The organism is Pandoraea sp. CB10b_02 (genome assembly GCF_002216225.1).
Classification (GTDB): Bacteria; Pseudomonadota; Gammaproteobacteria; order Burkholderiales; family Burkholderiaceae; genus Pandoraea; species Pandoraea nosoerga.
Genome location: NZ_NJGW02000003.1, coordinates 326251 through 344818, shown reverse-complemented (window position 1 = coordinate 344818; position 18568 = coordinate 326251). Strand labels below are relative to the sequence as shown.

Genomic DNA, 18568 nt, shown 5'->3' with positions numbered 1-18568 from the left:
TCCGGCTGCCGGTCAGAAGCGGGGTGCCTTGCCGCTCCAGTCCGGCTGGTACTTGCGCATCTGTACAGCATCGTTGCGGGTGCGCAGTCCGCAACGCAGGTATTGCTCGTGCAATTTGGCCAACTGGTCAGGGTCGATCTCCAGTCCGAGTCCCGGCGCCTTCGTCACGGCAACGGCCCCGTTGCGGATCGCGATCTTGCCGCCGCGCACGACTTCCTCGTCGGGCGCCTGCCACGGGTAGTGCGTGTCGCATGCGTATGACAGGCGCGGCACGCTCGCGGCCAGATGTGTCATGGCCATCAGGCTGATGCCGAGATGCGAGTTGGAATGCATCGACAGGCCCAGATCGAAGGTCTCGCACATGCGTGCGAGCAACTGCGTGTCGCGCAGGCCGCCCCAATAGTGGTGATCGGAGAGAATGATCTGCGCGCCGCCAAGGCGCACGTTTTCGCGGAACTGGCGCAGGTCGGTCACGACCATGTTCGTGGCGAGCGGCATGCCGGTAGCGCGATGCAGCTCGGCCATGCCTTCGAGCGTGGGCGTGGGGTCCTCGTAGTATTCGAGATCGCCCGCGAGTTCGCGGCCCATGGCGATTGCCGTCGCGAGCGACCAGTTGCCGTTCGGATCGATGCGCAGCGGCTTGTCGGGAAACGCGCGCTTGAGCGCCTTGAGGCACTGCACCTCCTGCGCCGGCTCGAGCACGCCGGCCTTGAGCTTGATGCTGCCGAAGCCGTAGGTGTCGATCATCGTGCGCGCCTGTGCCACGAGTTGCTCGGCGTTGAGCGTCTCGCCCCACGGATCGACGGGATAGCCGCTCGCGGGCGCATCGATATGTTGCGCGTACTTGAAGAACAGATAGGCGCTGTACTGCACTTCGTCGCGCACCGCACCGCCGAGCAGCTCCACGAGCGCAATGCCAAGATGGCGCGCCTGCAGATCCAGGAACGGGACTTCGAAGGCGGAGTAGATTTTCTCGGCGTCCTTGCGCGGATCGGTGCCCGGCGCCAGTTCATACTCCACGCGCTCGCCGCCAACGCCTCGCCGCACCACCGCTGCCACGCGCTCGCGCAGCCCGTTCGTGTCGAACGGGTCCATGCCGATCAGGTGGGGGCGGGTATTTTCGAGCAGCGCGAGCACCGGCGCATCGCCATACGTCTCCCCAAGGCCGACGTGACCGTTGTCCGTCTCGATCTCGATGATCGAGCGCAGGGCGTAGGGCTCGTGAATACCCGCCGCGTTGAGCAGGGGCGGGTCGCGAAAGGCAATGGGGGTGATCGTGATGCGCTGAATTTTCACGGCAACTTGTCCTTGGCCACCGGCCGGCGGCGAGCGCCGAAACGGTGATGAGGTGAAAGGTATCTTGCAGCTTTTACGTCATCGTATGACTGGGCGTAATTTAGGTGACGCGGGGAGAGTCCCTCTATCGGTGAAATCCCTGACAAAAGATGATGAATTTGTACGCAACACCAAAAAATAGTGCGTGAAAACAAGGTTCTATTGACGCCTTAGGGAAATCTCTGAGGCGATTCGCCATGTCGCACGATTGCAAATTCAACGACTCAGTCATATGATGACTTACGAGAATTTCAACGTAAAGGAGACAGCATGGCCTTCAGCCGCAGGGGATTCTGGCAACGCACGCTTGGCGCACTGGCATGTGCCGCCGTATTGGGGGGGGGTCGCGACGGGCGCGTGCGCCGCGCCGGTTACGCTGAACATCGTGGACGTGGCGGGCAATCTGGCGCTCACGCAAAAGGGCTTCGAAGCCTTCCGCGATAAATATCCGGATCTCGTCTCGAAGATCACCTTCACGAACGCTCCCGCGCCTCAACTGCCGGGCAAGATCAAGGCCATGCAGGCCGCCGGGCGGTCCGATATCGACATCGTGCTGACCGGCACGGACGCGCTTGCCGCCGGCATCCAGCAAAACCTCTGGCAGCGTCTGCTGCCCGATTACAGCGCCAGGCTGCCGGGCGTGCTCGACAAGTACGCCCCGAACGTGCGCGCGATGCAGGAGCTCTCCAAGGGATATGGTTTGACGGTGACGTTCATGCCGGCCGGCCCCCTCGTCGAATACAACCCGGCCAAGGTGCCGAACCCGCCGAAAACGCCGGCCGAGCTGCTCGCGTGGTGCAAGGCGAATCCCGGCAAGCTGATCTATGCGCGTCCGGCCAACTCGGGCCCGGGCCGCACGTTCCTCATGGGGCTGCCGTACCTGCTCGGCGACAAGGATCCGCACGATCCGGTCAAGGGCTGGGACAAGACGTGGGCCTTCCTCAAGGAGCTCGACACGTGCATTCCGTATTACCCGGGCGGCACGTCGGCCGTGATGAAGGAACTGGGCGAGGGCAGCCGCGACATGACGCTGACCGTCACGGGCTGGGACATCAATCCGCGTGCGCTGGGTATCGTGCCGGCGGCTTTCAGGATTCAGGCGTTCGACCATATGACGTGGGTCAACGACGCGCACTACATGGTCGTACCTAAGGGCGTGCCGAAGGAAAAGATGGACGTCATCCTCAAGCTGATCAACTTCATGCTCGAGCCGGCGCAGCAGGCCCTCACGTATGACGACGGCTACTTCTATCCCGGCCCGGCGGTGAAGGACGTGCCGATCACGTCGGCGCCGGCGAAGAGTCAGGAAGTGATCGTCAAGTACGGCCGTCCGGAGTACCGGAAGATGATCGCCGACTTCCCGCACGCCGTGCCGCTCGATGCCACGGCAATGGTCGCCGCCTTCCAGAAGTGGGACGCCGAGATCGGCGCGCAGAAGTCGAAGTAACGCAGTGCGGCGGCGCCGGAGTGGCGCCGCGGTGGGGCGCGGCGGCAACCGGAGGCGGTTGCCGTCGTGCCGCGTAGGCCGGCGCACAGGGCGCCGGGGTGAGAGTCTCAAGGGTTTCGTCATGAAGCACAACTTTCAGCAACTGCGCCTCGATCACGTGGCGCGCAGTTTCACCAATGCCGAAGGACAGTCCGTGGCCGCGTTGAACGGCCTCGATCTGACCATCGAACGAGGTGAGTTCATCGCATTGCTCGGGCCGTCCGGCTGCGGCAAGTCCACCGCGCTCAATTGCATCGCCGGGCTCACGCCGCTGACCGGCGGCGCGATCTGGCTCGACGACGAGCGCATCGACGTGCTGCCGAGCGAGAAGCGCGGTTTCGGCATGGTGTTTCAGAACTACGCGCTGTTTCCGCACATGAGCGTGCTCGAGAACGTGGGCTTCGGTCTGCGCATGCGCGGCGTGCCGCGCGCCGAAATCGAGGCGCGAGCTCGCGAGGCGCTGCAGCTCGTGCAGCTCGTCGGCCACGAGCGCAAGCTGCCGGGGCAGCTCTCGGGCGGCCAGCAGCAGCGTGTGGCGATCGCGCGCGCCATCGTGATCGAGCCGCCGGTCGTACTGATGGACGAGCCGCTGTCGAACCTGGACGCGAAGCTGCGCATCGAGATGCGCGCCGAGATTCGCCGCATCCACGGCAAGCTCGACCGCGCGACGATCTACGTCACGCACGATCAGGACGAGGCGCTGTCGATGGCCGATCGCATCGTGGTGATGAAGGAGGGGGTGGTGCAGCAGATCGGCGCGCCGCGTGAAGTGTACGGCCGTCCGCGCAACCTGCACGTGGCGCGCTTCATGGGCTATCGCAATGTGCTCGACGTCTCGATCACGTCGGCGCAGGGCGATCATGCGCGCGTGTCGTGCGGCGGCGCGTCGTTCGAGGGCGTGCTGATGGAGCCGCCGGGCAACGGCAAGGTCAGCGTGGCGATTCGTCCGGACGATTTCGAGCACGCGCAGGCGGCCAACGATAATGCGTTCGAAGCGGTCGTCGAGACGGTCGAGTACGGCGGCCGCGATTCGTTGCTGCGCGTCGCCTCGCCTTTCGGGCCGCTGTACGCCCGCCTGCCCGGCGACTACGCCGTGGGCGAGCGGGTCCCGCTGCGCGTGCCCGCCGAGCGCACGCTCGTGTATGCGGGAGAACGCGCATGAGTGCCGTCGCTTCCACGGCTTCGAGCACCCGCGTGCTCACGCCGGCCGCGCGCTTCGATGGCCGGGGCTGGCTCGTTGCGCCGGCGCTCGTGTGCCTGCTCGCGATGTTCGTGTACCCGTTCGCCTACGGCCTGTTTCTGTCGTTTCAACCGATGGAAGGCGGGGGTGTCCTCGCGAACTATCTCAAGTTCTTCTCCGAGCCGACGCTGTGGCCGACGGTGCTCATCACGCTCAAGCTCGCCGTGCCGGCCACCCTCATCAACGTGGGCGCCTCGATTCCCGCGGCGTTCGCGCTGCGCCGAAGCACGCGCGCATCGAAGTTCGTGACGATGCTGCTGGTCGTGCCCGTCACCCTCGGCACCGTGCTCATCGCCGACGGCATGCTGACCTACTATGGCCCGAACGGCTGGTTCCCGCAGGCGCTCCACGCGCTGCATCTGTACAGCGATGAAGTACGGCTCACGCACAACTACTGGGGCGTGCTGATTTCGCTCGTGATCTCGGGTTTTCCGTTCGCGTTCTTGCTGATCCTGTCGTATGTCACCGGCATCGATCCGACGCTCGCCCGCGCGGCCGGCACGCTCGGCGCCGGCCCGTGGCAGCAGTTTCGCCTGATCTATCTGCCGCTGCTCGTGCCTGGGCTGACCATGGCCGCCTGCCTGTCGTTCGTGCAGGCCTTCTCGGTGTTCCCGTCGGCCGTGCTGCTCGGCGTACCGGCGGGGGCTACGCGGGTCGTGTCGATTGCCGCGTATGAGGCGGCGTTCGAGAGCTACGACTACTCGCTCGCCTCGTGCGTCGCGATCGTGATGGGCTTCGTCCAGCTGCTGATCGTGGCGGGCATGCTCGGCGCACGGCGCGCGTTCTACAGTGGCCCCACCACGGGAGGCAAGGGATGAGCACCGCAGACAAACCCATGGCCGGCACGCTGGCCGCGCAGAACGGAGATTTCATGACCACGCCTTCGCCCCTGAGCCGTCCGGCGACGGCCCCTGCTGCACCCGCAAGGCGCGCTCGCATGCGCCGCGAAGGCCCGGGTTCGCGCCTGTGGCGCGCGGTGGTGTGGGGCGCGATGATCTTCTTCCTGGTGAACGTGGGGTTGATGATCGCGACCGTGGCGATGAATTCGTTTGCCACACGCTGGTTCGGCACCCCGCTGCCCGAAGGCTTCACGCTGCACTGGTACGCGCAGGCGTGGCGCGACTTCCAGCTCGCCGATGTGCTGTGGGTCACGCTCGAAGTCGTCGGCGCCGTGGTGGTGCTGTCGATCGCACTGGGCGTGCCCGCGGCCTATGCGCTGGCACGGGCGCAATTCCCCGGCAAGAAGCTGGCGATGCTGGTATTCCTGCTGCCGCTGATGGTGCCGCCGGTCACCTACGGCATTCCGATGGCGACCGTGCTCTACAAGATCGGCCTGGGCGGCACGCTCGCCGGCGTGATCCTGGCGAACCTCGTGCCGTCGCTGCCGTTCGTGATTCTGGTGATGACGCCGTTCATCGAGCAGATCGACCCGAATCTGGAAGCCGCTGCCCGCATCTTCGGGGCCAATACGCTGAAGTACTTCCGTCACGTGTTGCTGCCGCTGCTGGTGCCGGGCATTCTCGCCGCCGGCCTGCTCGTGCTCGTGCGCACCATCGGCATGTTCGAGCTGACGTTCTTCACCGCGGGGCCCGATACGCAAACGCTCGTCGTGGCGCTTTACTACGCGGTATTCTCGACCGGGGTGCGCGCGCCGCAATCCATCGACGCGATGGCGATGATCTACATGGCCATCACGCTGCTGTGGGTGCTGATCGCGCTCCAGTTCGTGAGCCCGACGCAACTGGTGAGCCGCGTGAAGGAAGCGCCTAAGGGCGAGTGATTCCGGCAAGTCGTTGCGCGTTCGGGGCGAGTGCCCCGGGGCGTTTCGGGGCGCGCTCCAACGCGCTCCAACGCATTCCGGACGCACTCTGCGCCGGAAGGGATGTCCGTTCAGCACCGGCCCTCGGGTCCGGGGCCGTCCGGGCATCCTTCGTCTTCCACCTGCACCGTGACGTGATCGACCGCGAAGCGCGTCGCGAGACGCTGCTGCACGGCGACGACGGCCTGGCGGGTGCTTACGCCCGCCGCGGGATATACATGCAACGTCACCATGTGCCGCTCGCCCGTGATCGACCACGCGTGGATGTGGTGCGCATTCCTCACTTCGGGTACGTTGGCTTCCAGATCCCGTTTGATGTCCTCCGAGCTGAGTTCGGCGGGCGCGCCTTCGAGCAGGATGTGCGCCGAGGACTTCACGATGCCCCAGGCGCTCTTGAGGATGATCACCGCCACGAAGATCGACAGGATCGGGTCGATGGGCGTCCAGCCCGTGGCGAGAATCACGCACGCGGCCACGATGGCGGCAACCGAGCCGAGCATGTCGCCCAGCACATGCAGCCATGCGCCGCGCATGTTGAGGTTGTCGCGGTTGCCGCCGTGCAGCACGGCGAATGCGGCAATGTTCGCGAGCAGGCCGGCGAACGCAACGACCAGCATTGGCATGCCGACGACCGGCACCGGTTGGTAGAAACGCCGGATTGCCTCGAAAACGATCCACGCCGCAATCACGAATAACGCGCAGCCGTTCACGAACGCGGCAAGCACCTCCAGTCGCTTGTAACCGTATGAGAGTTGCAGCGTCGCCGGTCGCTTGCCGTAATGGATGGCGATCCAACTGAACGCCAGCGCCGCGGCGTCGCTGACCATGTGCCCCGCGTCGGCCAGTAGTGCGAGCGAGCCGGAGAGCAGGCCGCCGATGAGCTCCACGACCATGAACGCCGCGATCAGCACGAACGCGATGCCGATGCGCTTTTGGTCGGTAACGCCGCTGGTGTGGCTGTGCCCGTGCCCATGGCTGTGCCCATGCTCGTGCCCATGGCCGTGAGCGCCGCGGTTGGGAGGCTGTGCGTGGGCGTGCGCATGCCGCGACTCGGCGTCGTGACGGTGCGCATCCTGATTCACGGGGTCGTGGGGAGCATCGGGCATCGCGGTCCTCGCGCGGTGGCGGTGTACGTTGGGCTGAACGACATGCTAACCGAGCGGCCGGAAAATCGCTGCCGGCGGCGCCCCGGGGGTGGCCGCTCGCCGTCGACGCACGGCGCCCGAAAATAATCCGGGCCGAAGGGAATAAAGCCTGGTGGCCGCACGTTCTGAGAGTGTCGACCCCGACAAATCACTCAGGAGCCATGACATGAATCAACGCCAATCGATGTCTGCCGTCTTCTCTTCGCTGCTCGCCGCCGCAGGCCTGTTCGCGGCCGCCGTCGCTCACGCGCAAACGCCGCTCAAGGCCGCCGGCGGCATGCTCGTCGACAGCCAGAACCGCACCGTGTACACGTTCGACAAGGACGTGGCGGGCAGCGGCAAGAGTGTCTGCAACGGCCCGTGTGCCGAGCTGTGGCCGCCCGTGATGGCGCCGGCCGGCGCGAAGGCCGAAGGCGACTACACGCTGGTCACGCGCGACGACGGCAAGATGCAGTGGGCCTACAAGGGCAAGCCGGTGTACCTGTTCAAGAACGACGCGGCCGCCGGAGACACGAAGGGCGATGGCTTCAAGGACGTGTGGCACGTCGTCAAGCCCTGACGCGTCGCGCTGCGTGGCGCCGGGGGGCAAAGCGGGGAGCCGGCCGAAGGGCCTGAGGTGTAGTGGTTCAATGGCGCGCCAAGCGCATGAGGCAGCGCACAGGCTGCAAGGGCGGGTGAGCGGATGCGGGCGGGATGGCAGGCCGGGCGGCGCCATGCAAAGTCGACGCGGCTCAGTATAATTTCGCGGCAACCGTCGGCGATGGGCGCCGGCGCTGCTTCGGACTGGCTCGCCACCCCGCCCTCTTCGCCAGGAAACCCGCCGATGACCGGTCAGGACCTACCCGGGGCGCTCCCCGACTTGCTCCCGGGCTTGCTGCCGCGCCTCTGGGCGTTCTCGCTGCGCATTGCCGGGGATCGCCACGACGCCGAGGATCTCGTGCAACGTGCCTGCGTCCATGCGCTCGAGCGCGAACATCAGTGGCAGCCGGGCACCTCGGCGTTGAGCTGGATGTACCGCATCGTACACACCACGTGGATCAACGAGATCCGTGCGCGGCGCGTCCGCTCGCGAGGCAGCCTCGCGTGGGAGGACGCTGACATCGAATCCATCCCCGATTTCCATGCATCCACGCCCGAAGACCTGGCGAGCTGCCACCAGGTGTTCGGCGCGGTCGATCGTCTGCCGGAAGCGCAGCGCCTCGTGCTGCTGCTCGTGGCTGTCGAAGGGCTGAGCTATCAGGAAGCCGCACTGGTGCTCGACGTGCCGGTCGGCACCGTCATGAGCCGCCTGTCGCGAGCGCGTCGCACGATCGGCGATCAGTTTCGCAACCCGGAAGCCGGGCCCCGCCGCACCGACCGCACCGACCGCACCGACCGCACCGACCGCGTCGATCCGGCTAGCGGCGCACGTGAGGAGGACGCGTGATGCACGAAGACGATATCCGCCTGCTCGCGTTTGTCGATGACGAACTGCCCGCCGAGCAACGTGCCGAAGTGGAAGCGGCCATTGCCGCTTCGCCCGATCTGGCCGACGTGGTCGCGTCGTTGCACGCGTCGCGCCTGCCATATGCCGCGGCCTTCGCGGCACAGTCGATGCCGCCGCTGCCCGAACGCCTCGTCGCGAACGTGGAATCGCTGCTGCGCACACATGCACAGCGCAAGACCCCGGGTGTGCAGACGGCGGGCGCGACGCCGGACGCCCTCGGGTCGCCCGCGGCCGGCGCGCGCGTCGGCGAGGTGCGCGGGCCGGGCGGCCGCCGCCTGCGCGCCTGGTGGCTCGCGGCGGCGTTCGCGGCCGGCGTGGCGGCAGGCGCCGTGGCCTTGCCGCTGCTGTCCTCGCTGCCAGGGGGTGCGCACAAGGGTGGCCCGGGCGAAGCGAGTGTCACGACTGCGTCGGCCGCCCCGCCGAAGTCGCCCCAGGGGGTGACCTGGGTGCGAGCCGCCGCCGAATACCAGCAGATGTACGTGCGCGAGACGATCGCATCGCTGCGTGTGGACGAAAGCGAGACCGCGCGCACCGTGAGCGACATCCGCCGCGACGACAGGCTCGACGTGCGGGTGCCCGACCTGCGTGCGCAGGGCCTGACGTTCAAGCGCGTGCAGCGCCTGCGCTGGCAGGACCGCGCGCTGGTGCAGATCGTCTATTTGCCCGAGCACGGCGATCCCGTGGCGCTGTGTCTGGTGCCCGACGCGCGCGCCGATCAGGGCGTGGCCGAGCAGCGGATCGAGCGCATGGGCGTGCTCACGTGGCGCAAGGCGCAGATTGGCTACGCGCTGATCGGTGCGCCGGGATCGGTCGACCTCAAGGCCGTGGCCGACGCGCTCGCTAATGGGCCCGTCGCGCCGCTCTACGGCTCGCTGATGGAGCGCGATCGGCAGGGCGGACGGGCGTCGTGAGCCCTCGCAGCGCCAGGACGAAACGCCTTCGACATCGAGAAGACGTTCGTCCTTTGCGGCGCGGTGTTCGCGATCAGGCCTGTGAGAGCTCGCCGTCGCGCAGACGCCACAGACCCAGCGGGTTGCCATCGCGCAGGGCTTCGGGCAACAGGGCGTCGGGCAGGTCCTGGTAGCACACCGGGCGCAGGAACCGGTCGATGGCCGTCGCGCCGACCGACGTGAACATGGCGTTCGACGTCGCGGGGAACGGGCCGCCGTGCACCATGGCATGACACACCTCGACGCCGGTGGGCAAACCGTTGGCGAGAATGCGTCCGGCGCGCCGCTCCAGGCTTGGCAGCAGGCGCCGTGCGGCGTCGGTGTCGCCCGCGTCGAGCTGCAACGTGGCGGTGAGCTGACCTTCGAGCCGTTCGGTGACGGCGATCATCTCGTCGAGGGTGTCGCACGCGATCACGATCGACGCCGGGCCGAAGACTTCCTCGTGCAACGTCGGGGTGGCGAGAAACCGGGCCGCCGTCGTGCGAAAGAGCGCTGCCTGTCCCTGGTATCCCGCGCCTGCCTGACCACGGCCGAGCAGCGTCACGTTCGGTTCGCTCGCCAGTCGCGCAATGCCCTTGTCGTAGGCCTGGTGAATGCCGGGCGTGAGCATCGTGCCCGCCGCCTTGGCCGCGAGCGCTTCGGCGGCCGTGCGGCAGAAGCGCTCGAGGGCGTCGCCGGCAAGTCCCAGGACCAGTCCCGGATTCGTGCAGAACTGGCCCACGCCCAGCGTGAGGGAGTCGACGAACGCGCGTGCGATGGCGTCTCCTCGCGCGGCAAGCGCCTCGGGCAGCACGTATACCGGATTGATGCTGCTCATCTCGGCATAGACGGGAATGGGCACCGCACGCGCCTGCGCGATGCGTTGCAGCGCCAGGCCGCCCGCGCGCGAACCGGTGAAGCCGACCGCCGCGATTGCCGGATGCGCGACGAGCGCTTCGCCCACGGCGCGCTCGCCCACGAGCAGCGAAAACACCCCTTCGGGCAGATCTTGCTGTTGCACGGCCGAGCGCACGGCGCGCGCTACGAGCTCGGACGTGCCGAGATGCGCCGGATGCGCCTTGACGATGACGGGGCAGCCGGCGGCGAACGCCGATGCCGTATCGCCGCCCGCGACCGAGAACGCAAGCGGGAAGTTGCTCGCCCCGAACACCGCGACAGGGCCGAGCCCGATCTTCGCGAGACGCAGATCGCTGCGCGGCAGCGGCTCACGCGCGGGTTGCGCCGGGTCGATGGTGGCGCGCAGGAAGTGGCCGTCGCGAACGACGCGCGCGAACATGCGCAACTGACCGACGGTGCGGGCGCGCTCGCCTTGCAGGCGCGCGAGCGGCAGCCCGCTCTCGGCATGCGCGCGCTCGAGCAGCGAGTCGCCCAGATCGAGAATGGCTTGCGCGACAGCCTCGAGGAAAGCCGCTCGCTTGGCGAGCGGCAGCGAGCGGAACGGATCGAAGGCCGCGCGGGCGAGTTCGCAGGCGCGCTCGACATCTTGCGCCGTGCCCGCGCCGAACGTCGGCGTGAGCGTTTCGCCACGCGCCGGGTCGAACGCTTCGAGCGTTCCGGCGCTGCCGCGCACGTCGGCGCGGCCGATCAACATCTCACCGGTGATCTGCATGGGCGCCCCTTAGCCTTCGACTTTCTGGATGAGGGCGTCGAGCGCTTCGAGCTCGGCCGGCAGCAGGTCGGTCAGCGGCGCGCGCACCGGACCGGCGTCGTGTCCCACGAGCTTCGCGCCTGCCTTCACGATGCTCACGGCATAGCCGGCGCGGCGGTTGCGGATTTCGAGGTAGGGCAGGAAGAACGTGTCGAGCAGATGGCCGATCGTGTCCTGATCGTTTTCGCACACGGCCCGGTAGAACTTCATTGCCGTTTTCGGGATGAAGTTGAACACGGCCGACGAATAGACCGGCACGCCCAGCGCGCGATACGCCGCGGCATAGACTTCGGCCGTCGGCAGCCCGCCCAGATACGAGAACCGATCGCCCATGCGGCGACGAATCTGCACCATGCGTTCGATGTCGCCCACGCCATCCTTGAAGCCGATCAGATTCGGGCATTTCTCGGCGAGGCGCTCGAGTTCGTCGGCGCCGAGTTTCGAATTCGCACGGTTGTAGACGATCACGCCGATCTTCACCGAACGGCATACCTGTTCGACGTGCGCGGCGATCCCGTCGAGGCTGGCTTCGGTGAGGTAGTGCGGCATCAGCAGCACGCCCTTGGCGCCCAGGCGCTCGGCTTCCTGTGCGTATTCGATGGCCAGGCGGGTCGGGCCGCCCGCGCCCGCGAGAATCGGCACCTTGCCCGCGCAGGTGTCGACCGCGGTCTTGATCACGGCACTGTAGTCCTGCGGTGTGAGCGAGAAGAATTCGCCCGTGCCACCCGCCGCGAAGAGCGCCGTCGCGCCGAACGGCGCCAGCCACTCCAGACGCGCCGCATAGCCGCGCGCGTTGAAGTCGCCATTGGCGTGAAAGTCGGTCACGGGGAAAGACAACAAGCCGTCGGAGACGATCTGCTTGAGTTCTTGAGGTGCGGTCATTTCCAGAGTTCCTGTCGGCCCGCGGGGCCGGATTCGGTGATTGAGAAGGCGCTCGAACCCGCGCTTGGCGCTGAGTTATATGTCATCGTATAACATGTCATTCGAGGGAACAAGAGGTGAGTGCCGTCGGGGACAGTGGTATAAACCCGCAAAAGCTATCGAAAAGCGTGATCGAGGGATTCTCCCGCGGCGTCGAAGGCCATGAAAGGCCGCGCGCCGGGAGAATTCTAGATGTATGATGACGCATAAGTGACGGGTGGTTGAAGCGGCATCAACGACGCCCGCGGTCATTGCGACGTGTCGCGCCTCCTGGCAGGTGCGCGCGTCGTTTATCGTCAAGGAAAGTGCAGAGGAGCGAGCAACATGGCAGCAACGACGCCGAAGGGCGACTCAGGGCAGTCGGGCGGCAAGAACGTGGCCGGCGCGGCTGGCGCTGCGCGGGCGGACGCGCCGCGCTACATCCGCATGCAGTCGGAGGACAACGTCGCCATTGTCGTGAACGACGGCGGTCTGCCCGCAGGCAGCCGTTTCCCGGACGGGCTCACGCTCGTGGACGCGGTGCCGCAGGGGCACAAGGTGGCGCTGACCGATCTGGCGCAGGGCGCGCCGGTGATTCGTTACGGCGTGGTGATCGGCTACGCGGCGCGCGCGCTGCCCGCCGGCAGTTGGGTGAACGAGCGCAATCTGACGATGCCCGAGGCGCCGTCGCTCGACCGTCTGCCCATCGCGAACCGAGTGCCGGCCGCGCTGCCGCCGCTCGAAGGGTTCACGTTCGAGGGGTATCGCAATGCCGACGGCTCGGTCGGCACGCGCAACATTCTCGCCATCACGACGACCGTGCAATGCGTGGCAGGGGTGGTGGAGTTCGCCGTCAAACGCATCAAGGAGACGCTGCTGCCGCAGTATCCGAACGTCGACGACGTGGTGGCGCTGGAGCACACCTACGGCTGCGGTGTGGCCATCGACGCGCCGGATGCGGTGGTGCCGATCCGCACGCTGCGCAATATCTCCACCAATCCGAACTTCGGCGGCGAAGTGATGGTGGTGAGCCTGGGGTGCGAGAAGCTGCAGCCCGAGCGTCTGCTGCCGGCGGGCAGCATTCCTATCGAAAGCACGGACGACCAGGGGCGGCCCGACACCGTGTGTCTGCAGGACGAGGCGCACGTCGGCTTCCTCTCGATGATCGATTCGATCCTCGCGACCGCGCGCGTGCATCTCGAGCGGCTCAATGCGCGGCGTCGCGAGACGGTGCCGGCGTCCGAGCTCGTGGTCGGCGTGCAGTGCGGCGGCAGCGACGCGTTCTCTGGCGTCACCGCCAATCCCGCCGTGGGCTTCGCCACCGATCTGCTCGTGCGCGCCGGGGCGACGGTCATGTTCTCGGAGGTCACCGAAGTGCGCGACGGAATCGACCAATTGACCTCGCGCGCCGCGACGCCCGAAGTGGCCGAAGCGATGATTCGCGAGATGGCCTGGTACGACGCGTATCTCGAGCGCGGTCGCGTGGACCGCAGCGCGAACACCACGCCCGGCAATAAGCGCGGCGGCCTGTCGAACATCGTGGAAAAAGCGATGGGCTCGATCGTGAAGTCGGGCACCGGGCCGATTCATGGCGTGGTCTCGCCCGGCGACAAGCTCGATCGCACGCGCCAGCGCGGCCTCATTTACGCGGCCACGCCCGCGAGCGATTTCATTTGCGGCACGCTGCAACTGGCGGCGGGCATCAATCTGCACGTCTTCACAACCGGGCGCGGCACCCCCTACGGGCTGGCGGAAGTGCCTGTCATCAAGGTGGCGACGCGCTCGGATCTTGCGCGCCGCTGGCACGATCTGATGGACGTCGACGCGGGACGCATCGCGACGGGCGAGGCCACCATCGAGGACGTGGGCTGGCAGCTCTTTCACCTGATGCTCGCCGTGGCCAGCGGCGAGAAGACCTGGGCCGAACGATGGGGGCTGCACAACGCGCTCACGCTGTTCAACCCCGCGCCGGTGACCTGAGGCGAGGGGGTGACGCGCGACGCCGCATGCAGGCGCCACACACAGGTGCCGCATGCAGGCGCGGCGCGCGGGGCTCAGAGGTCCGCTTGCGTCCTCGCGAGCCCGAACTCGAGCATGGCCGGCACGAAGCAGTGATTGAGCGTGTCGCGGCGCGAGAGCTTCGTGAGCACGTAGCGTCGAAATGGCGTGAGCGTCGCCCAGTCGCTGACCTCGGGCGGCAGCAGGTCGGCCATCTCGCATTGCCTGAGCAACCCCGGGGGCAGGGCGTTCGTGTCGCGCCACGCTTCGGGCGCGGGGTCGACGCTGCGCTCGATCGCCTTGCCCAGATGCCGCCGTGCGATCTCGTCGAGGCGCGCGGCGAAGTCGTCGTCGCCAGGCGGGCACGACGCGAGCGTCTCGCGCGCTTGCTGCGGCAGTGACTGCCAGTCCGCCAGCGACAGGTGCTGGCCGTTCCGATCCAGATTGAAGCGAATCGCCATCGTGATGAATTTCAGGTTCTCGCAGGCTTCGATCTCGAAGACGAAGATCGGCAAACGCTGATAAAGATGCATGACGGATACTCCTCGCGTGGCGACGTATGGCGTGCCGTCGATTGTACTCGCGGCTTGGCGGGCGTGACGGTAGCCCGCGCCGTGTGACGGGATGCCGGCGGCCTTGCCGACGTCTTCTGCATCGATGGCTTGGGAAACGTCTGAATTTTGTGCGGGAGCAAAGGCTAGCGGAACCGGTCCCGAACCGACGCCGCACGGGGCGTGGGCTCGATCGGCACGTCGTTTCCCAAGGGGGAACGAGAGTGCGCGCTCTGCATCGTTGTGAATAATCCTAGCGTCCCAAAGTCTTCCGCAGGCGCCGCAGGCTTATTTGAGGTAGACGCTTTTGTCATCGCGCCGACGAGGTGTCTGGCGCGAGCGGCTGTCCCCCGGGGCACCGTCGCCTGCGTCACTTGCCATGCTGCAAACGCTGCATTCGCCAGGAGCCGCCATGCCCGCCCGTCCTTCGTCCCCGCCGTTCCCTTTCCTTCCCGTCGTGCTGACGTCGCCCCCGGCCGCGCGCACGCGTGCGTCGTCGTCATCTGACGCGACGGTGCGCACGAATCGTCCACCCACGACTCGTTCACCGAAAGCCGAGGCGGCCGACGCCTCGCGTGCTGTCGCCAACGCCAGGCCGCGCACGAGCCCACGCGCGGGCGTGGCGTTGGCGCCGCCCGCACCGGGCATCGATGGCGGAGTGCGCGTGGAGATCGTGCGCCGTATCGCCCGCGATGAAGTGACGTTGCTCGGCGCGATCGTTCGATGAGTCCGACGCCCGATACGTCAGCCATGCCCGCCACGTCCGCCGTGCCGGACGCCGGCGGCGCCCGGCGCATTGCCACGGCGTCGGGCAACGCGGTATGGGCGATGGTCTCGCCGCACGCGCGGTGGGCGAGCGACGCGAACACCGTCACGGTGTCGAGCTCCGAGGTCTCCTGCTCGGTGCATGGGGCCGCCGACGACGCCATGCTCTGGCTCGAGCGCATGCGGCACGGCGTGCTGCTCGCCGAAGCGCCCGCGCCGGGTACGTGGCTGGCGGCGCTCGTCGACGAAGATCTCGTGCATTTGCTGCCCGCCACGCACCCCGATGTGATTCCGGCCTTCGGGCGCATCTGCGACGCGTGGGTGCGCGGCGTTTTCGCCGTGCCGTTCTGGGCGCGGTTCCTCGCGGGCGAGTCGAGCGAGATCCAGGTGCTCGCGTTTCTCGCGCAGCTCTATCATCGCGCGGCGGGCGCGGACGTCCATTACCGGATCGCGGTCGAGCGATGCACCGACGCCGTGCTGCGGCCGATACTCCTGCGCCAGTATCGAGAGCAGCGCGGGCAGGCGACGATGCTCGCCGCCGGGCTGCTGCGCTGCGGACCCGCGGCGCGCACGTTTCTCGACAGCGGTGCCTTCGATGCCACGCATGCGCTGATCGATTTCATCATCGACGCGGCAGGCGACATGCCGACCTACGTCGGATGCTGCTCGCTATGTCAGGCTCCGGCCACGCTGCGCGCGGCGAGCGAAATCGAAGCGCAATTCGACGAGCTCGCGCAACGCTATCCATTTGCCGCCGAGGGCTTCGCGGCGGTGTGCGCGCACGCGCGGCACGATGCGAGCGTGTGCGGCGGCGCGCCGCTGCTCGCGCAATGGGTCGAGGAGGCAGGCGTGCCCGACACCGCGGCGCGACTGCGTTGGCTGCGCGGCGCCCATGGCGTTGCGGCCGCCTACCGGACGATGTTCGAAGCGCTGCACCGGCTCGACGAAGACGTCTGAGCGGGGCGCCGGGCAATATTCGATTCGGGCAACCCATCATGTCCCCGAACGGGGCGCGCGACTCGTATAATGGCGCTCCAACGGCGGGGGCGGTTGCGGCTTCGCGTCGTCTGCCCCCTGACCATGACAACCCATCTCGCCTACCTCGCCGCGCTCGGTGCCGCGCTCTGCTGGGCCTGCAGCGGCATGATCGCCATCACGCCCGTGCGCCAGGCCGGCTCCTTCCCGTTCAACTACGCTCGCATGCTGCTGGTCTTCGCGATGCTCCTCGCGGCGCTCGCGGTACTGCGCGGCTGGCCTTCGCTGACGCTGGAGCAGTGGCTGCGGCTGACGGCGTCAGGGCTGATTGGCATTCTGGTGGGCGACACGATCCTTTACACGTCACTCGGCCGGCTCGGGCCGCGACGCAACTCCATCATCTTTGCGACGAATGCCCCGATGACGGCGGTGCTCGGTTACTGCTGGCTCGGCGAGGCGCTGGGCTGGCAGGCCGTGGCGGGGGTGGCGCTGGTGACGGCCGGCGTCGCGATGGCGATCGCGTTCGGCGGCCGCCGCGAGGACGCGCATCACTGGGAGTCGGTGCGAGGCGACGTGCGTGTGGGCGTCGCCATCGGCCTGACGGCGGCGCTGTGCCATTCGATCGGCACGTTGATCGCGAAGCCGGTGATGGCGGCGGGCGTCGACCCGGTCGGTGCGTCGGCAGTGCGCGTGGGCGTGTCGGCGCTGGGGCTGACGATCGTGGCGGCGCGGCGCGGGCGCGCCGTGTTCTCGGCGTTCACGCCGGGCACGCTGGCATTGACGGCGGCGTCGGGCTTCGTGGGCGTGGCGCTGGGCATGACGCTGTTGCTCTACGGCATGGGGCACGGCAACACGGGCGTGATCGCGACGCTCTCGGCCACGACGCCGGTCATGGTCCTGCCACTGCTGTGGATGCGGACGCGTCAGCGCCCGGCGCCCGGCGCCTGGTGGGGCGCGCTGATCGCGAGCGCCGGCGTGGCGCTGATCTTCAACCGGTGAGCTGGCCGACCCGCGTGCTCCTGCGCGCTGACGCGCTCAACGCGTGAGCGGCGATTGCAGCGGATCGGAGTTTTGACGTGCGATATCGGGCGCGGTCACTGCGGCCATCGCGGGCGGGGCCGGCGGGGCGTCCGTGCGCGGGCGCGCCGGCGTGAGCAGGCGACGCAGCCAGGCGGCCAGGCGTTCCAGCACGCCCGGATCGTCGTTGAACAGTTCGGGGCGCAGCACGCGCAGGTAATCGAGAATCTGTTCGGCTTCCTGACTACCGACCGAGCCATAGATCACGGCGAGATCGAGCAGCGCGCGCAGTTCGCCGAGTTTCTCCCGCGCCTGCAGCGAGCGGGCAGTCTCCACGGCGCGCTTGGCCTCGAATACGCGCTCGCGCAGCACCGATGCGGTGCGCCACGCGGGCGTCTGCAGCGTGGCTTCGAGCGTGCGCAGGTCCTGTGCGGAGCTCACGATCTGCCCGGCGAGCGATTCGACGATGCGCTCCTCTCCCTTTGCCTCGCGCACGATGCCCTCGGCCCAGCGGCTCGCCTGGCGCGACATGTCCTCGCGCGTCCATTCGGGGCGGGAGACGAAATAGAAACCGTGCTGGCGCGCCTGATTGAGAATGATCGAGACGACGTCCGGAAACTGCTTGTCGAAGGTGCGTTTGGCCCACGCGTAGTGACCGCCCGCGAGCAATTGCGCCACGGCGGCTTCGGTAAGCGGCACGGTGCTGTCGAGCAGCCGGGCGCGCAGGAAGTCGTCGAAGGGCGGCGGCGTGAAGTGACGGTCGACGGCGGCGGAGATGCGCACGAAGGCGTCGAAATCCTTCTTGAGGTCGGCGAGGGCGCTATCGGACAGGGTGAGGGCAATGCGGCTCATCGTAACGGGCTCCCGGCCACTGCAGCGATGGCGCGAGGCCCGCGCATGCGCGAGCCTGCGTCGGCCCGTCGGGCGTCTGCCTGAGTGCAGCGGGCGAGAGGCGCTGTCGCCGAAGCCCGTGCCACGTGCATCCCCATTGCGCGTGAAGTCATGTGCAGCGATACGTGTAGTCGGTGCGTCGCGGTCGTGGCCGCGCGCTGTGAAGACAGCCTCCGATGTACCGCGCAGCGTCGCGGCATGCGTGGCCCCATCTGGCGCTATTGGCGGCGATTCTAGCGTATGCGCCGCCAGCGAGTCACCGCATGCCGGCCGTGCGCGCGCGGAATTCACAATTCGCGTTTCCGCAAGGCATACGGCATGGCCTGCCTGCTTAACGGCATATCGGCGCAGAACTTTAGCGA

General features: G+C 67.6%; 17 protein-coding genes. 11 read left to right on the top strand and 6 right to left on the bottom strand.

Going from position 1 to position 18568, the window contains the following annotated elements; all coding sequences use genetic code 11:
- Positions 1-12: 12 nt before the first annotated feature.
- Positions 13-1296, bottom strand: coding sequence for a glucarate dehydratase family protein (locus CDN36_RS05030; protein WP_150554551.1), 1284 nt, complete (start codon positions 1294-1296; stop codon positions 13-15).
- A gap of 346 nt (positions 1297-1642) precedes the next feature.
- On the opposite strand from CDN36_RS05030, the gene CDN36_RS05025 reads away from it, so the two are divergent.
- The 4 genes from CDN36_RS05025 to CDN36_RS05010 all read left to right on the top strand — a co-directional run bounded on the left by CDN36_RS05025 (position 1643) and on the right by CDN36_RS05010 (position 5841).
- Positions 1643-2782, top strand: coding sequence for an extracellular solute-binding protein (locus tag CDN36_RS05025; RefSeq protein WP_287496137.1), 1140 nt, complete (start codon positions 1643-1645; stop codon positions 2780-2782).
- Positions 2783-2903: 121 nt separating this feature from the next.
- Entirely contained in the window at positions 2904-3983 is a 1080-nt protein-coding gene (locus tag CDN36_RS05020) for an ABC transporter ATP-binding protein (protein ID WP_150554549.1), read from the top strand.
- Positions 3980-4879 carry an ABC transporter permease gene (locus tag CDN36_RS05015; RefSeq protein ID WP_150554548.1) on the top strand — a complete coding sequence of 300 codons (900 nt, stop codon included), beginning with the start codon at positions 3980-3982 and terminating at the stop codon, positions 4877-4879. The genes CDN36_RS05020 and CDN36_RS05015 overlap by 4 nt, the downstream gene beginning before the upstream one ends.
- Before the next feature lie 53 nt (positions 4880-4932).
- Positions 4933-5841 (top strand): ABC transporter permease, encoded by a 909-nt coding sequence (locus tag CDN36_RS05010; protein ID WP_241013917.1) that lies wholly within the window; start codon positions 4933-4935, stop codon positions 5839-5841.
- Between the two features lie 110 nt (positions 5842-5951).
- Here the strand turns inward: CDN36_RS05010 and CDN36_RS05005 are convergent, their stop codons facing one another.
- Positions 5952-6986: a cation diffusion facilitator family transporter gene (locus CDN36_RS05005; protein ID WP_287496136.1), complete on the bottom strand. Its 1035-nt coding sequence runs from the start codon at positions 6984-6986 to the stop codon at positions 5952-5954.
- Positions 6987-7191: 205 nt separating this feature from the next.
- Here CDN36_RS05005 and CDN36_RS05000 point away from each other — a divergent pair, with 205 nt between their 5' ends.
- The 3 genes from CDN36_RS05000 (at position 7192) to CDN36_RS04990 (ending at position 9422) form a co-directional block, all read left to right on the top strand.
- A complete protein-coding gene (locus CDN36_RS05000) occupies positions 7192-7584 on the top strand; it encodes a COG4315 family predicted lipoprotein (protein ID WP_287496135.1) in 393 nt (130 codons plus the stop codon).
- Between the two features lie 264 nt (positions 7585-7848).
- Positions 7849-8451: an RNA polymerase sigma factor gene (locus CDN36_RS04995; protein WP_287496134.1), complete on the top strand. Its 603-nt coding sequence runs from the start codon at positions 7849-7851 to the stop codon at positions 8449-8451.
- Positions 8451-9422 carry an anti-sigma factor family protein gene (locus tag CDN36_RS04990; RefSeq protein WP_287496133.1) on the top strand — a complete coding sequence of 324 codons (972 nt, stop codon included), beginning with the start codon at positions 8451-8453 and terminating at the stop codon, positions 9420-9422. The genes CDN36_RS04995 and CDN36_RS04990 overlap by 1 nt, the downstream gene beginning before the upstream one ends.
- Positions 9423-9495: 73 nt before the next feature.
- Here the strand turns inward: CDN36_RS04990 and CDN36_RS04985 are convergent, their stop codons facing one another.
- Together CDN36_RS04985 and kdgD are read right to left on the bottom strand one after the other, a co-directional pair.
- Positions 9496-11070: an aldehyde dehydrogenase (NADP(+)) gene (locus CDN36_RS04985; RefSeq protein ID WP_287496132.1), complete on the bottom strand. Its 1575-nt coding sequence runs from the start codon at positions 11068-11070 to the stop codon at positions 9496-9498.
- A 9-nt stretch (positions 11071-11079) separates the two neighbouring features.
- A complete protein-coding gene (kdgD, locus tag CDN36_RS04980; protein WP_150556632.1) occupies positions 11080-11991 on the bottom strand; it encodes a 5-dehydro-4-deoxyglucarate dehydratase in 912 nt (303 codons plus the stop codon).
- Positions 11992-12456: 465 nt separating this feature from the next.
- Here kdgD and garD point away from each other — a divergent pair, with 465 nt between their 5' ends.
- Positions 12457-13989: a galactarate dehydratase gene (gene garD, locus CDN36_RS04975; RefSeq protein ID WP_287496154.1), complete on the top strand. Its 1533-nt coding sequence runs from the start codon at positions 12457-12459 to the stop codon at positions 13987-13989.
- Positions 13990-14063: 74 nt separating this feature from the next.
- Here the strand turns inward: garD and CDN36_RS04970 are convergent, their stop codons facing one another.
- Complete coding sequence (locus CDN36_RS04970; RefSeq protein ID WP_287496131.1) at positions 14064-14540, bottom strand: nitrate reductase associated protein; 477 nt, start codon at positions 14538-14540, stop codon at positions 14064-14066.
- Positions 14541-14970: 430 nt separating this feature from the next.
- Here CDN36_RS04970 and CDN36_RS04965 point away from each other — a divergent pair, with 430 nt between their 5' ends.
- From CDN36_RS04965 to CDN36_RS04955, 3 genes are all read left to right on the top strand, one after another.
- Positions 14971-15285, top strand: coding sequence for a hypothetical protein (locus CDN36_RS04965; RefSeq protein WP_287496130.1), 315 nt, complete (start codon positions 14971-14973; stop codon positions 15283-15285).
- A 23-nt stretch (positions 15286-15308) separates the two neighbouring features.
- Positions 15309-16280 carry a hypothetical protein gene (locus CDN36_RS04960; protein ID WP_287496129.1) on the top strand — a complete coding sequence of 324 codons (972 nt, stop codon included), beginning with the start codon at positions 15309-15311 and terminating at the stop codon, positions 16278-16280.
- A gap of 123 nt (positions 16281-16403) precedes the next feature.
- A complete protein-coding gene (locus tag CDN36_RS04955; protein WP_287496128.1) occupies positions 16404-17297 on the top strand; it encodes a DMT family transporter in 894 nt (297 codons plus the stop codon).
- A gap of 36 nt (positions 17298-17333) precedes the next feature.
- Here CDN36_RS04955 and CDN36_RS04950 read toward each other — a convergent pair whose 3' ends face one another.
- Complete coding sequence (locus tag CDN36_RS04950; RefSeq protein WP_150556637.1) at positions 17334-18167, bottom strand: DUF4088 family protein; 834 nt, start codon at positions 18165-18167, stop codon at positions 17334-17336.
- Positions 18168-18568: the final 401 nt, after the last annotated feature.

Bases quoted from the DNA above. Each gene is read 5' to 3' on its own strand.
- CDN36_RS05020 (WP_150554549.1), top strand. From the start codon at position 2,904: ATGAAGCACAACTTTCAGCAACTGCGCCTCGATCACGTGGCGCGCAGT.
- CDN36_RS05015 (WP_150554548.1), top strand. From the start codon at position 3,980: ATGAGTGCCGTCGCTTCCACGGCTTCGAGCACCCGCGTGCTCACGCCG.
- CDN36_RS05010 (WP_241013917.1), top strand. From the start codon at position 4,933: ATGACCACGCCTTCGCCCCTGAGCCGTCCGGCGACGGCCCCTGCTGCA.
- CDN36_RS05005 (WP_287496136.1), bottom strand. From the start codon at position 6,986: ATGCCCGATGCTCCCCACGACCCCGTGAATCAGGATGCGCACCGTCAC.
- CDN36_RS05000 (WP_287496135.1), top strand. From the start codon at position 7,192: ATGAATCAACGCCAATCGATGTCTGCCGTCTTCTCTTCGCTGCTCGCC.
- CDN36_RS04995 (WP_287496134.1), top strand. From the start codon at position 7,849: ATGACCGGTCAGGACCTACCCGGGGCGCTCCCCGACTTGCTCCCGGGC.
- CDN36_RS04990 (WP_287496133.1), top strand. From the start codon at position 8,451: ATGCACGAAGACGATATCCGCCTGCTCGCGTTTGTCGATGACGAACTG.
- CDN36_RS04985 (WP_287496132.1), bottom strand. From the start codon at position 11,070: ATGCAGATCACCGGTGAGATGTTGATCGGCCGCGCCGACGTGCGCGGC.
- kdgD (WP_150556632.1), bottom strand. From the start codon at position 11,991: ATGACCGCACCTCAAGAACTCAAGCAGATCGTCTCCGACGGCTTGTTG.
- garD (WP_287496154.1), top strand. From the start codon at position 12,457: ATGCAGTCGGAGGACAACGTCGCCATTGTCGTGAACGACGGCGGTCTG.
- CDN36_RS04970 (WP_287496131.1), bottom strand. From the start codon at position 14,540: ATGCATCTTTATCAGCGTTTGCCGATCTTCGTCTTCGAGATCGAAGCC.
- CDN36_RS04965 (WP_287496130.1), top strand. From the start codon at position 14,971: ATGCCCGCCCGTCCTTCGTCCCCGCCGTTCCCTTTCCTTCCCGTCGTG.
- CDN36_RS04960 (WP_287496129.1), top strand. From the start codon at position 15,309: ATGCCCGCCACGTCCGCCGTGCCGGACGCCGGCGGCGCCCGGCGCATT.
- CDN36_RS04955 (WP_287496128.1), top strand. From the start codon at position 16,404: ATGACAACCCATCTCGCCTACCTCGCCGCGCTCGGTGCCGCGCTCTGC.
- CDN36_RS04950 (WP_150556637.1), bottom strand. From the start codon at position 18,167: ATGAGCCGCATTGCCCTCACCCTGTCCGATAGCGCCCTCGCCGACCTC.